The following is a 14,737-nucleotide window of genomic DNA, read 5'->3' as shown; positions in this document are numbered from 1 at the left end:
CCACATAATAATTGTCAGCTATTGCATGAAAAAATAATACCTCCTACATTGCACTTAGATAACGTCATTAATTATGTTTTATGCCTATTTTTAAGGGCGATTTAAAAAATTTTACGCCATGACACAACATTCAAATAACAACTTGCGTGAATTATTGCACAAGAGGAAAGTATGATGACCCAATATGTAAAGACCCAAAATATACAAGTAGCTCAATGTTTACATCACTTTATTGAACAAGATGTACTTCCTCATAGTACAATTTCGCCTACTGAATTTTGGCAACGTTTTTCAGTGATTATTGAAGAACTGAGTCCTATTAATAAATCTTTATTAATAAAGCGTGATGATTTACAAGAAAAAATAGATTGTTGGCATCAGAATAACTTTGGCGATAAATTTGATTTTTCTGCCTACAAACGTTTTCTGAACGACATTAATTATCTTGTACCTGAGGTAGCAGATTTCAAAATAACGACACAAAATGTAGATGCTGAATTAGCAACAATGGCGGGGCCCCAATTAGTGGTTCCCATAATGAATGCTAGATTTGCACTTAATGCCGTAAATGCACGTTGGGGCAGTTTATATGATGCACTTTATGGTAGTGACGTTATTGCTGAAGAAAATGGTGCTGAAAATTCGATGGCTTACAACCCTGCTCGTGGCCAAAAAGTCATTGAATTTGCACGACAGTTTTTAGATCAAAGCATTCCACTTACACAAGGAAGTCATGCGCACGCAAACCAATATAGAATATCAGGTGCTCAATTATCAATTCAGCTTGAAAATGGTGCTATAGCGGAACTGAAAAAACCTGATGCTTTTAAAGGCTACCAGGGGGACTCTAAAACCCCCAAAGCACTCTTATTTGAACATAATGGATTACATTTTGAGATTAACTTTGATGAAATAAGTGAAATAGCAAAAAGTGACAATGCCGGTATTTCTGACATCACTCTTGAATCGGCTTTAACCACCATCATGGACTGCGAAGATTCTGTGGCAGCGGTAGATGCAGAAGATAAAGTCATTGCTTATAAAAACTGGTTAGGTTTAATGCAAGGCAACTTAACCACGACACTCACGAAGAATGGCAAAAAAATTCAACGAGAAATGGCGGCTGATAGAAAGTATCATCAAATTGATGGTAAAAGTTTAACACTGAAAGGTCGTAGCTTAATGTTTGTTCGAAATGTTGGCCACCTAATGACAAATAATGCCATATTATTAGCTGACGGCTCTGAAGTGCCTGAAGGCATTGTTGATGCCATGGTTACCTCATTGATTGCTACCACCAATTTAGAGAGCACTTCAGAAAAAGCTCTCTATTGTAATAGTGCAGAAAAATCTATTTATATTGTTAAACCTAAAATGCATGGCCCGGAAGAAGTTGCTTTTGCAAATACTTTATTTGAGCAAGTAGAAAATGCATTAAATTTAGCAAAGAACACCATAAAAATGGGCATTATGGATGAAGAGCGCCGTACCAGTGTTAATTTAAAAGCTTGTATCGCCGAAGCAAAATCTCGTGTGGTCTTCATTAATACAGGCTTTTTAGATCGCACCGGAGATGAAATTCATACTTCAATGGCAGCAGGTATCATGGCCAAAAAAGCAGATATCAAATTAACACCGTGGATAGCTGCTTATGAAGATAACAATGTTGATGTTGGCTTAGCTTGTGGTTTCAGTGGTAAAGCACAAATAGGTAAAGGCATGTGGCCAATTCCAGACCAAATGTTGAATATGCTAGCAACTAAAATAAATCATGTTCAAGCAGGCGCAAATACGGCTTGGGTTCCCTCCCCTACAGCGGCAACCCTACATGCTTTGCATTACCATAGAGAGAATGTATTCGCTCTACAAAAAGAATTATCAGCACGTTTGCCCGCTAGCCTAGATGATATTTTAACAATTCCTCTGGCTAAAAATACTGACTGGAGTGATCAAGAGATATCTGATGAACTAGACAATAACGCACAAGGGATTTTAGGTTATGTCGTTCGATGGATTGATCAAGGTGTGGGTTGTTCAAAAGTACTTGATATTAATAATGTTGGCTTAATGGAGGACAGAGCAACTTTACGTATCTCCAGTCAACATATGGCAAACTGGCTAACCCATAAAGTGTGCAGTGAAGAGCAAGTTTTAGCCAGTTTGAAGAAAATGGCCAAAGTAGTCGATAGTCAAAATGAAAATGATGCTAACTATTTATCCATGGCACATGATTTTGAAAATAGTATCGCTTTTAAAGCCGCTTGTGATTTAGTCTTTTTAGGTACTAAACAGGTTAATGGTTATACAGAGCCTCTATTACATAGCTATCGTCTTAAGGTAAAACAGCATAGTTAATTTATTTGGGCTCTCATTATAAAAAGAAATATTTATCACAATATTTCTTTTTTTATTTTCAGCCCGGTGAAACTTTACACGGTAATTACCTGTCTACTATGACTGCATCTATTTATTGATAATTTATAACAAGTGTATGCGTATTTAGGCTATTAAACCCAATTTTTTAACCATTGAGCTTAAACCCCTAGCAATATGTTTTTTTACAATTTATAGTTAATGTGTACACATTTTAGTTACAATAGTAATGCTCTGTGAATTTATAAGACGAGGATCGCAACATGAAATCACAATTTAAAACGGTAGCCTTGAGTGCCATATTCAGTATCATTGGATTGTGCTGTACACTTTCGACTGCATCAGCAGAATCAAAAACAATTCAAATTAACCAAAAATTTAAGAGTGTCACTTGTATGACAGCTTTTTCTGAATTGGCTAATGAAGGTGGCGAAAAAGTAAAACCATTGTTAAAACCTGACAATGGAATAACAGAATATAGCACATGCAAAACAACAACTAAAAACGAATACTTTGAGCTTGCCATCATCTTTAATGATAAATTGCAGCAGTTTATTTCAGTATTATTTGTAGACGATACTGATAAATCAATTAACCAATTATCTACGCTAGATTAAAACAGAAATAATATCAGGCGGGTATTAACGAACACTAAAAAAGCCTTGACGGCTTTTTTGCGTTTTACTTAAATAGACAATCTATGCTTCAAGCGCTCCTTTTTTATTTTTTATCGGCACCTTAACTTCAAAACTACACCCCTGTGTTGTTTCTAAACATTTAATGGTGCCTTTTAATTTTGCATCGACTAAGTTATAAACAATATTCATGCCCAATCCTGAACCACCTTGACCACGTTTAGTCGTGACAAAAGGATCAAAGATACGGTTGACCACACTACCATGTAAGCCCTTGCCATTATCGCTATAAGTGAGCGTTAAAAAGCGATTATACGCAACAAATTTTATAGATATCTCACCATTTTCGATTCCATCAAAGCCATGTATATGAGAGTTTGTTAAAAAATTAGTGAGAATTTGATTCCATGCGCTTGGGTAGGTTATTAAATTGATTTTTTTGTCTACTTCAATATTAATCGTATAATTTTTACGTTTGAAAAGTGTTTTTACTGTGTTGACAACATCATTCACATGAGTGGATAAATTAATTTTCAATTCAGGGTCTGTATGCTGTTCAACGGCAACTGATTTAAACCCCCTAATTAATTCAACCGCTTTGTTCAAACTCCTTTCAATAATATTTTGGTATTCAATCAATAGATCAAGCGTTTTGGTTAAGTGTGATTTTGTCAGGTTTTCAGTTTCTACTGAGTGGTTTAATTCCAACACTTTTTCTTTCAAAGCTGTAATTGAAGTGACACAAATCCCCAAAGGGGTATTTACTTCGTGCGCAACACCAGCAACAAGCTGCCCTAAAGAAGCCATTTTTTCTGATTGTACTAATTGATCTTTTGCTAAAGTTAAATCGTCTAATGATTGCTGTAACTGATTATTACTCGATGCCAACTTAGACGTGCGATCATAAACCTTTACCTCAAGTTCACCGTTAAGGTTAATTAATGCATTTTCAGCATCTTCAAGTTTTAAAATATCATTCTTCAATGTTGTTCGCATGTGATTAATAGTATCGGCAAGTTCATCAAGTTCGTCTTTAACTTTGGGCCGCGAGTTTAACACTAATGGCGAATCTATTTTTTCAGCAGCGACTTGTTGAGAGTAATAAGTAATATGATAAATATGGCGAGTTATAAGCCAATGAACAATAAAAATAATAAAAAAAGCCACAATAAAAATTTTAATCACTTCAGCGGTAAGTATGAAGCCCGCTTGCTGCCAAAGCCGATGATATATATCGTCATAACTTGCTGTAACAATCAGTACGCCAATATCATTTCCACTGTAAAAAATAGGGTATGCTACCTCTTTGTCAGCCGAAATATCTTCATCGCCAAACTGATAGGTTTTACCAAAGCCAGTCACTATTTTAACATGGCTAATATCAGGTAATTTAACAATACCCTGAATCTGTTGCTGTACGAGAGGTTCGTTAAAATCCCATAAACTTGTAGATATAGACTGAAGATAACTTGTTTCTATATTATCAAATCGTTGATTTAGTGTAGTAAGACTTTCATCATAATTAACATATAATTGAAGGAAAGTTGAGCTAATAGATAGTACAGAACTACAGAGCAATATGTAAACAAGTACCCTGCGGCTTAATTTACTATTAAATGATCCAGATTTATCCATTTATCACACCATCAATTAAAAGTAAGAATATGGGTAAGAGTGCCCATAATATTGAAACAAGATATGCATCATTAAAATATTGATGCTGTTTAATGTCAATAGAAAAACAACATTAACATACTAAAAAACAATTAAAATCAACATATTTAACGTTACAAACTCATATGAACATATTCTGCAAAAAGCTTAGCCGCGATAAGGTCTTCCAACGCATGTACTACTGACTTAAAAATAGTAATATCTTCTCACTTCCTCTCAAAAATATACTGGTGACTACACAGGGAAATAAATCAGCATTAATATGTTCAGGTAGTATCACTTTAGTTTGCAACGAGATAACCAAATGTCCAGTTTCACGTAATGCACTTTCCATATTATCTACAAAAAATTTTTAGCGTAGTAAACATTGATCATCCATTTCACATATATCAGGGCGATAATCTGCAACCATGTCTAAATATAACCTTTTTGTAACCATTCCCCCCCAAATTAATGGTTCTGTACTTAGCGTAGCACAAGAAATAGTATCCTCCTTATTGGCAAACTCTTTTAAATTTTCAATGGCTTCGCAGTGAATATTTAGCTGTTTAATTTGCGGAAAAACAAGCTGAGCTTTCAATAAACTTCGCCCCAGACATACACTGTTTTAATCCGACGAACACTTGCATGTGCTGCTATTAATTGTGGGGCTACTGTAAGCAGTTTAATACCATCAACATCACCTACTTGCCTTGCCTGCATTATCAATAATGTTATTTCTCGGATTTCTTGAGGGTTTTCAATATCAAAATGTATACGGAAAAGTAACATTATATTTTCAGTAAAATATTTTTGCAACGCATTGATTAATTTTGGATAGAGTAAATTACGATTCAACGTTGCCGCTGAAAGAGTTTGCGTAATTTTTTAATAGCTAATTAGCGAGTAAGATGAATTATCATATCACCAAGCCATTATTGCATACAATATATCCTAATTTAACATACACTATACTAGCCTTTTATATTTAGGCATTCGTCTCATTATCGCAATAGTAAACATAACAATAAGTGCAGGAAATGCGGCATACAACATAGTGATCAATATTGATTGACTAAAGAGCATAGCTAAAATAATAAATCCTAAACTAGGTAAAACTAACCAAAAAGTATGTTCACTTGCACAAACATTAAAAAAACGCCCCATAATAAAGATAATAACACTGGTAAGTAGAAAAGCTGAAAAGGCGGTTACTAAACTTGAATAATAATGAAGTATAAAATGAGGGTAATCATAAAAAACTTCAAATATTGGAGCAGAAACACCAAAACTGGTTAACCAAAAAAATGTACCCGCAATTAAACAGCCAAAATTAAATGACCATAACTTTTTATTGATATTCACCATTAACGATCCTTATTTTTATTATTATTTTGAATCTTTATTAATATTATTGATTTTTATTATTCAGCTATCTTATATATCATGTATTGTTTTTAATCAAGATGAATAAAAAACATCCTGGTTGACACTTGATTCACATAAAATATTTATCCAAGTAAAATTCAATAATAAAAGTACGTTATAATAATTTTTTGCTATTCACCTAGGATTACCCCTTGAATAAATTTGCACCCATAGCTTTTGTTTTATTATTATCATGTGGTGCTGCGCTATGGTTCTTAGCCAGTGACTCTTTAAACTTTCATATTAAAAATCAACTTCAAAATATTGGTTCCCAACTAAGCCAGCAAAATGTAAATGTTGAAAATGTCACCATGCGGGGCTATCAAAGTAGCGGTACCATTACCAATTTAGTGTTCAGCCCTTCTCAACCAACAAACTTTAAAGCGTCTACCCAGCCGACAGTTAGTATTGCTTCAATTGATTTAGTGATTGACAGAGATACCTTAAGCGAAGACGTCATCATCATTGACAGTATTACCATTAATGGCTTAAACGCATTGTTTCATATCAACAGAGAGAGTTTAAATGCAGAAACACTGCTATCCACCGTTCAAAAGAATATCCCTCAATTGATTATGGCAACAAGCGTTATTGAGGATGAGCAACAAGGTAAAGTGACACTTCCCTTATTACAAATCACTAAAGTTATTGTTAACGCTGGAGTATTACAGATAGTAAATAATGAAAATGGTCAGACCATAACAAAAATTTTACCCCGCTTTGAATTAGTAACTGCTCATAAAGAAACTGCCAGCCAAGGTCAAACAATTGGTGTTGAGATATTTGAACAATTACTTATCTTTTTAAATAATCAAGCAGGTAAGCTGCAGATAACTAAAACATTGTAAAGCTTGAATTTTCCTAGTAATAAAGCTAATAATAACAGTATTGTTTACTGTTTATTGAAAAAGGTAATAAAATGCGAACGTTATTAATGTCTGTGAATTTCAACTACATCATATTTATCAATACCGCTTTATTACTTTTACCTTTTTCAAGCGATGCTCGAGATATTGAAATCACTCCCTTTATAGGGCAGATGTTCAGTTCCGATTTAGTAACCAGTCAAGGTAGTATTGATTTAGCTGTAAATGATGCTACCAATTATGGTTTAGCTATAGCGTGGCAAGATTCACCTAAGGGCCAAGGGCAAATATTACTCAATACGGTGAGTCATAACTTCATCAGTACGACTGATTTACAAGTACATTCCTTTGATGTTACCTATCTACATTTCAGTGGTGTTGCGCAGTTTAAACAACAAAGCTATGTTTCAACAGTATCATTAGGGATTGGTGGAACATTTTTTGAAACTGATAATAAAGACAAAATATACCCTTCAGTCACGGTTGCTTTGGGTACCCGCTACGAACTTTCCAGTAACTTCGCAATTGTTACTGAACTTCGAGGTTACGCAAGCTATATTGAAGAGGATAATCAACTATTTTGTCAAGGAACCACCTGTCACGCTTTATTAGAAAATAGTATGTGGCTTGAGGGAAGTATATCGGTCGGTTTTGCTGTTAAATTTTAGTGATATATCAAAATACATTAAAACAATAACTTAACCTTACATTATTTGGGGCAGTATGTTTTTTGGTACTGCTTCAAATCAAGTTTGACTTGTGGCGCCAATAAATACAATCCAATGATATTTGCAATAGCCATCGAAAAAAACATCGAATCTGAAATTGCGATAACAGCATTTAAACTTACTGAAGCACCTAGGGCTGTACACATACAAAAAACGACTTTATAAAGCAAGTCTAACACTTTCGATTCCCCCACCAAATATCCCCAAGCAATAGAGCCATAATATGCCCATGAAATCATGGTTGAAATGGCAAACATCAAAACTGCAATACTAAGCACATAAGGAAACCACCAAATAACACTGGCAAAAGCTCTAGAGGTTAACGCAACCCCATCAATACCCTCTGTTGTTTGATAAGCCCCGGTAATAACAATCACCAATGCAGTGATAGTACAGATAACAATTGTATCGATAAAAGGTTCAAGTAACGCCACATAACCTTCTCTAACTGGCTCTTTTGTAGAGGCGGTTGCGTGAGCAATTGAAGCGGCACCAACACCAGCTTCACTTGAAAATGTTGAACGTTTAAAGCCTTGAATCATCACACCAATAATACCGCCAACAACACCTATGGGATTGAATGCGCCATTAACGATAAGGCTAACCGCATGTGGAATTTCTGTATAGTGATAGGCCAAAACAAAAAGAGCCGCTGACAAATAGAGCCCGGCCATTAAGGGCACTACTTTTTCAGTAACTTTAGCAATACTTTTAATACCACCAATAATAACAACACCAATCACAACAGCGAGTAAGCTACCGAAGAGCCAACCTTTGTCTGCCCAAAAGCTCGTTTCATTACCCATAGCAATAACAAATTGCTGAAAGGCTTGGTTGGACTGCAGCATATTACTGCCGCACAGTGATGCCACTACACAACAAACAGCAAAGAAACTCGCTAATACTTTACCAAGCTTTTTAAAGCCTAATTCCGCTAAACCATCTTTAAGATAATACATAGGTCCGCCATGAACCTGTCCTTGCGCATTTATGTGCCGATATTTTACACCTAAAGTACATTCAAGAAATTTTGTAGACATGCCCATAAAACCAGCGACAATCATCCAAAATGTCGCGCCAGGCCCACCAATTGAAACAGCAATAGCGACACCGGCAATATTACCTAAACCTACAGTGCCAGAAAGTGCGGTGGTTAATGCTTGAAAGTGACTTACTTCACCTGGATCATCAGGATTTGAGAAATCACCACGTATAACCTTGCAAGAATGAGAAAATCCACGAATGTTAAGAAAGCCAAAATAGACCGTAAAAATCACAGCAGCGATGATAAGCCACATAACAATGAGCGGGAACTGAGTTCCTGCCACATCAACACTGTAAAAAATGATACGGGTAAATAAATCGGCTATAGGTACAAGTAGCTGATCAATATGTTGATCGATAGTTAGCTCGGATGCAAATGCGTTTGAACTTAACAGTAATGCGATTATACCCATTAAGATTATTTTCATATTATTCTTTTTTGAATATTCATGAACTTATTGTGGCACAAACATGTGCTTTTAATTAGTTCGTTAATTAACTAGTATTACACAATATAATTACAATTTGCTAAGGTCTTCTTTCAGTATGAGCGAACTTGATAATATCGACAGACAATTAATTAGTATACTTCGAACTGATGCTCGTACCTCTGTATCAGACTTAGCTAAAAAAATTAATGTTTCTCGAGCAACAGTACAAAATAGATTAACCAAATTAGAGAAGCGCAATATCATCACAGGTTATACTATATTAGTCTCGACAGAAACTGATGATAAAATGTCTTTGGTTCGTGCTCATATGAATATTGAAATAAAGGGCAGTTCAACTAAAAATGTTAAGTTTGCCCTAATGTCAGAGCCTAGTGTCTGTACTATCCATACAACTAATGGTCGTTGGGATATGCTTGTTGAGTTGCAAACAAGTTCACTTAAAGAGTTTGATAGAATATTATGTAGAATAAGAGGAATACCTGAAATTTCTGCTTCTGAAACCAGTATTTTACTCTCCTCCCATCAAGTTAGATCATAGTTAATCATGACTCATTGAAAATTATATTTTAATGAGTCATACACAATTAACCTGCTAGCCACAAAGAAACCTATCAAAATAAAAAAAACACATAGCAAACTGCATAGTTAGTTATCAATTTAGTGAAAAGCTTAGACTAATAGTTGCCGCTTATAAGGTTCATAATTCCTATTAATTAACCAAGGAATTATTTTGACTATTTTTACTGACATTCAACAATTGCCAACGATCACCCTGTTACTGAATTTTGGCAAGTGATTGCTAACAAGCACCTTGGTAGAACTTCAGCTGATGATATTACCATCTTTGATTCGGTTGTTTTTGCATTGGAAGATTATTCAGCGCTGAGATTACTCAAGGATCTAATCGTGGGACATAACATCGGCGAAATTATCGAGTTAGTGCCTGAGCTTACCGATCAAAAAAATCTTTTTACATGACTTAACTAGTTATTTTTCTAGCTTAAAGGACACCTTAATGAAAAACGCTAATCAATCACCTTCAGCTGTTGTTATGATCCGTCCGCACCATTTCATGGCGAACCCTGAAACGGCTGCGGATAATGTATTTCAACAGACAAATCTGGCTATGTCAGCTGAATATATTGCAGCAGAAGCAGGAAAAGAGGTTCAAAAAACGATTGAAATATTGAGATCACATGGTGTTACCGTCCATGCTTTTGATGACTTTACAAAAGACACGCCGGACTCTGTTTTTCCGAACAATTGGTTTACAACACATGAAGATGGCACTATTGGCATTTTCCCCATGTATTGTGAGAATCGTCGCAAAGAAAAGAACCCTGAAATCATAAAATTATTATCAAAAAAATATCAAGTCAATAAAGTTGTCGATTATTCTATGCTCGAAAAACAGCATCTTTTTTTGGAAGGCACAGGCTCTATGGTATTAGACCATTCAAATAGATATGCTTATGCCGTTATTTCAAATCGCATGAGTGAATGCGTGCTAAATCAATTTTGTAAGGACTTCGATTATCAGCCAGTTCCATTTACCGCCACAGATGATAATAATGTGGCCGTATACCATACCAATGTATTAATGAGTATGGCGACTAACTTTGTGCTTATTGGACTAGATTGTGTTAAAAACTTAGTCGAACGCACAAGTTTAATCGATCGTTTTCAGCAAAGTGATAAAGAAATCATTGAACTAACCTATGAGCAAATATGTCAATTTGCCGGCAATGCATTAGAGCTTTCTACACCTAATGGTAATATTTTAACAATGTCTACAACAGCCTATAATTCGTTGACTGAAAGTCAGATATTGATGATTAAAAATTACGTTAAGATTGTCCCTATTAATGTATCTACAATAGAAATCGCTGGGGGCTCTATTCGCTGTATGTTAGCTGGTATTCATTTATCTACAAGATAAAAGTAATACGATCACTTTCACGCTGCAGCTATTTATTAAACAAGCATAAAATAATATTTAGGAATTTTTTTGGATATTTGGATTTACTTCACTTTATTAGCTGCGCTTATGCAAGCCATTCGCACCGCTGGACAAAAGCAGCTTTCAAACCACCTAAATGCCATGGCAACTACTGGCGTACGCTACTTATATGCGTTACCTTTTGCTTGGTTGTATCTATGGTGGATACTTGAATATCGCCAGCTAGCCATGCCAACAATTAATCCAAACTTCCTAAAATATGCAGTAATCGCTTGTTTTACCCAAATAATTGGTACAGTCTGCTTAGTTATTGCGTTTAAATATCGTAATTTTTCAGTCGCTTCTAGTTTAGCAAAAACAGAGGCTATTCTAGTTGCAGTTGTTGGCACCTTACTCTTTTCGACAAGTTTAACTTACCTGGGTTGGTTTTCTGTTGCTGTTGGTGTTGTCGGTGTTTTACTCGCGTCAAAAGTAAAATTTACTTTTGACGATATATTTCGTAACCCGGGTGCTGGATTTGGCCTTGCTGCTGGCTTAGGTTTGGCCATAACAACATTACTGATAAGACAATCAAGTTTAGCATTAGAAACCGATTTACTACTCAGTGCTGCGGTCACGTTAGTCTTTATGATCACCGTTCAATCAGTTATATCTTTTATTTATGTCTATTTTCAAGACAAAAATCAATTACTGCAAATGGTTAAGTATTGGCGTATTTGTTTGTTTGTTGGCGTAACCAGTGTCATAGGCTCTATCGGTTGGTTTACTGCAGCAAGTTTTCAAAATGCCGCTTATGTAAAAGCATTAGGGCAAGTTGAGTTTTTTATTACCTTGTTTATTACCTATAGAATATTTAAAGAAAAAATATCTTTACTAGAGTTCTTAGGGATGGCTTTAATTATTACTAGCGTATTAATTTTATTATTGTGGGCATAACATAAAGTTTATTGCTATTGAACGTTTAAGAAACGTATCCCTGTACTTCGGGTGATTTTGCTTCTAAAGACAAGATTTATTGGTGTGAGTTACTTACAGACTAAAAGATATATTTTGACATCATCAAAAACACTTTTTCTTGTTTAATAGGTTTAGTCATATAATCATTCATTCCTGATTTAATCGCTTTTTCAGTATCTTGGATACTAGCGTGCGCTGACATACCTATGATTATAGTATCATTATCAAATGTTCTAATTTGCTTTGTAGCTTGAAGTCCGTCTAACTCAGGCATTTGTATATCCATTAACACTAACGAATAAGTGTCTGTCCTCATTCTTTCTACTGCCTGTAAGCCATTCTCTGCAAGATCAATTGAAATATTTAATGGCGCTAGCATTTTTTTGGCTACAATTTGATTAATTCTATTGTCTTCAACTAGCAATATTTTTTTTCCATAAAAAGCCGCTTTTAACCTTACTAAATCAAAATAGGATGATTCTTTTTTTTCATTATCTAACTTTTCAGTAGAGTATGCTAACGGGATAGTGAGTTTGAATTCAGTACCTTTATCAGGTTCACTTTTTAGTGTTATTCCCCCACACATCAATTCAACTAATTGTTTACTTATTGCTAATCCTAATCCTGTGCCACCAAACTTTCTGGTGATAGAATTATCGGCTTGAGAGAAAACTATAAATAAGTTCTTTTGTTGTTCTGGCGTTATACCTATTCCTGTATCTTTAACACTTATTTCGATGATAACACCTCTTTCGTTTTGTTTTTTTAAACGAGTATTTATATCAATACAGCCATGTTCAGTAAATTTTATAGCATTGCTAACCAAATTAATGATGATTTTTTCTATTTTCAAAGGATCACCAATTAAATTCCTAGGTATAGAATCATCTAATAGGATGTTGAACGATAGATTTTTTTTATCACTACTAGGCCTACAGATTTGTGTGACTTTTTCAAGAATAGCACTAAAGCTAAACCCAATATTTTCCAACTCCAATTGCTTTGATCCTATTTTAGAAAAGTCCAATACATCGTTAATTATTTGGAGCAAGTGCCCACCTGAAAGTTCTATTTGGTCAAGTGATTCATTTTTTTCAGATAAAGAGTGAGTGTTTCTTCCTATTTCAGCAAAACCTAACACTGCATTCATAGGGGTTCTAATTTCATGACTTATGTTGGAGAGAAAAATAGATTTTGCATTATTTGCTGCATTTGCTTTATCAATAGCATCATTTAGCGCATCATTCTGAGAGTTTATTTTTGATAAATTTTTTGAAATTTCTTGGCTCATGGTGTTTATCCCTTGAGCTAAAGTACCTAATTCATCTGAGTTAGAATCTTTAATTAAGTACTTATAATTACCTGATGCAATATTATTAACTGATTTATTCATCACGATAAGTCGCTTAAAAATCAGCTTATTCAAAAAATAAAGTGTGAGTCCAATAACGCTAAACAGTAACAAAGCACCCACTAATAATAGAGGAATAATAACAATACTTCCTTCCATTGCTTTTTTTGAAAACAAACTCATTGCATACCACTCTATTTCCTCGATATACACAATAGCGGCAATATAGTTAACTTCATTAATTGTGATATCAATCGTTTTTATTAAATCACTGTTAGTATTATTTTTTAGCTGCGTTAAACTACTTTTATCTAAATCCCCTCCAATGACTTGATGCCATTCCTTATTATACAAAAACTTTGCAAGCGTTGGATGGTAACGACTGGTATTTTCATTCAAACTTGTACGAAATACACCATGATTATCAATAAGTACATCTAAAATATCTTGGTCAGAGGAACTGAGTATTTGATTAGCAATTGTTGAAACTTGTGCGTAGCTTCCAACTGTTCCAATCACTTGATCATTATCCCTTACTAAATAATCAAAAAAAACGTAGGTATTACCATCAATAGTATTAATGTCAGCATCGACATAAAACTCATTATTTTCTTCTAGCTTCTTTGGTAACCAAGAATTTTCTTCTAATTTAAGCGGAACCGTTTTTATGGTATTGCTCCCTTGGTTCCAATCAATACTCGTAAGAGGGTTAATTGAAAGGATAAACCAGCCATAACATTCTATAACTTGACAATCGGCTTCAATAGACTGAATCGCTTTTTCTTTAAATTTTTCATTATCGTTATTTTTCATCCAATCTTGATACGTGTTATTGAGTAAGGAACGTTTAATTAGATTTAAGTTTTGTGTAAAATGACTAATGACTTTTTCTTTGTTGATAATGGCATGTTGAAGCACCATTTTTTTACCTAAATCTTGCTCGACTCCAGTAATAAAATCTTTTAAAAAATATGAAAAAAACAATAATACAATCGTAAAAATCAAAATTATTAAAAAAATTATTCTCAGTCGAATAGAATTGATTTTTATCGTTTGTTTAATCATTAATTAGTGTAATTTATTAACAGGATTGATTTAGTTATAAACCAAAGGACAATATTAAGCAAAGCAAAGTCGATACAGATAATGCAGTAAATTATAGTAAAATATTAACGGGTTATAATTTTATTAAAAATGATTACTTATAGGATTAAGCAATATAATGAGTGCTTGCAGCTCCGCAACATTACTGACTTAAAATCATGAGATCCTCACTGTAAGTCCATTTAA

At 34.3% G+C, this 14,737-nt stretch carries 14 protein-coding genes; 8 read left to right on the top strand and 6 right to left on the bottom strand.

Translation table 11 applies throughout. From position 1 onward, the window contains the following. Positions 1-174 precede the first annotated feature (174 nt). Positions 175-2,355, top strand: a complete 2,181-nt coding sequence (locus H4J73_RS17265; protein WP_182223404.1) for a malate synthase G — start codon at positions 175-177, stop codon at positions 2,353-2,355. A 281-nt stretch (positions 2,356-2,636) separates the two neighbouring features. Next, positions 2,637-2,990, top strand: coding sequence for a hypothetical protein (locus H4J73_RS17260; RefSeq protein WP_182181734.1), 354 nt, complete (start codon positions 2,637-2,639; stop codon positions 2,988-2,990). Positions 2,991-3,071: 81 nt separating this feature from the next. On the opposite strand, the gene H4J73_RS17255 is transcribed toward H4J73_RS17260, so the two are convergent. From H4J73_RS17255 to H4J73_RS17240, 4 genes are all read right to left on the bottom strand, one after another. Next, entirely contained in the window at positions 3,072-4,643 is a 1,572-nt protein-coding gene (locus H4J73_RS17255; RefSeq protein ID WP_182181733.1) for an ATP-binding protein, read from the bottom strand. A 391-nt stretch (positions 4,644-5,034) separates the two neighbouring features. Beyond that, a complete protein-coding gene (locus H4J73_RS17250; RefSeq protein WP_182181732.1) occupies positions 5,035-5,262 on the bottom strand; it encodes a hypothetical protein in 228 nt (75 codons plus the stop codon). Next, complete coding sequence (locus H4J73_RS17245; RefSeq protein WP_182181731.1) at positions 5,259-5,519, bottom strand: hypothetical protein; 261 nt, start codon at positions 5,517-5,519, stop codon at positions 5,259-5,261. The genes H4J73_RS17250 and H4J73_RS17245 overlap by 4 nt, the downstream gene beginning before the upstream one ends. Positions 5,520-5,630: 111 nt before the next feature. Next, positions 5,631-6,029, bottom strand: coding sequence for a hypothetical protein (locus tag H4J73_RS17240; RefSeq protein ID WP_182181730.1), 399 nt, complete (start codon positions 6,027-6,029; stop codon positions 5,631-5,633). Between the two features lie 212 nt (positions 6,030-6,241). On the opposite strand from H4J73_RS17240, the gene H4J73_RS17235 reads away from it, so the two are divergent. Further along, complete coding sequence (locus H4J73_RS17235) at positions 6,242-6,937, top strand: hypothetical protein (RefSeq protein ID WP_182181729.1); 696 nt, start codon at positions 6,242-6,244, stop codon at positions 6,935-6,937. A 71-nt stretch (positions 6,938-7,008) separates the two neighbouring features. Beyond that, on the top strand, positions 7,009-7,623 hold the full coding sequence (locus H4J73_RS17230) for a hypothetical protein (protein WP_182181728.1): 615 nt from the start codon (positions 7,009-7,011) through the stop codon (positions 7,621-7,623). Positions 7,624-7,664: 41 nt separating this feature from the next. Here the strand turns inward: H4J73_RS17230 and H4J73_RS17225 are convergent, their stop codons facing one another. Next, entirely contained in the window at positions 7,665-9,155 is a 1,491-nt protein-coding gene (locus H4J73_RS17225) for a sodium:alanine symporter family protein (RefSeq protein WP_220460119.1), read from the bottom strand. A 118-nt stretch (positions 9,156-9,273) separates the two neighbouring features. Between H4J73_RS17225 and H4J73_RS17220 the strand changes: the two genes are divergently transcribed. The 4 genes from H4J73_RS17220 to H4J73_RS17205 all read left to right on the top strand — a co-directional run bounded on the left by H4J73_RS17220 (position 9,274) and on the right by H4J73_RS17205 (position 12,075). Next, positions 9,274-9,717 carry an Lrp/AsnC family transcriptional regulator gene (locus H4J73_RS17220; RefSeq protein WP_182181727.1) on the top strand — a complete coding sequence of 148 codons (444 nt, stop codon included), beginning with the start codon at positions 9,274-9,276 and terminating at the stop codon, positions 9,715-9,717. A gap of 218 nt (positions 9,718-9,935) precedes the next feature. Continuing rightward, complete coding sequence (locus H4J73_RS17215) at positions 9,936-10,157, top strand: hypothetical protein (protein ID WP_310649600.1); 222 nt, start codon at positions 9,936-9,938, stop codon at positions 10,155-10,157. 37 nt (positions 10,158-10,194) lie between these two features. Then, entirely contained in the window at positions 10,195-11,118 is a 924-nt protein-coding gene (gene ctlX / locus H4J73_RS17210; RefSeq protein ID WP_182181726.1) for a citrulline utilization hydrolase CtlX, read from the top strand. 69 nt (positions 11,119-11,187) lie between these two features. Next, positions 11,188-12,075 (top strand): DMT family transporter, encoded by an 888-nt coding sequence (locus H4J73_RS17205; protein ID WP_182181725.1) that lies wholly within the window; start codon positions 11,188-11,190, stop codon positions 12,073-12,075. Positions 12,076-12,175: 100 nt separating this feature from the next. Here H4J73_RS17205 and H4J73_RS17200 read toward each other — a convergent pair whose 3' ends face one another. Further along, positions 12,176-14,512 (bottom strand): hybrid sensor histidine kinase/response regulator, encoded by a 2,337-nt coding sequence (locus H4J73_RS17200; protein WP_182181724.1) that lies wholly within the window; start codon positions 14,510-14,512, stop codon positions 12,176-12,178. Between the last annotated feature and the right edge of the window lie 225 nt (positions 14,513-14,737).

Source organism: Colwellia sp. MB3u-41 (assembly GCF_014076845.1).
Lineage (GTDB): Bacteria > Pseudomonadota > Gammaproteobacteria > Enterobacterales > Alteromonadaceae > Colwellia_A.
This window is presented reverse-complemented; position numbering and strand designations above follow the sequence as displayed.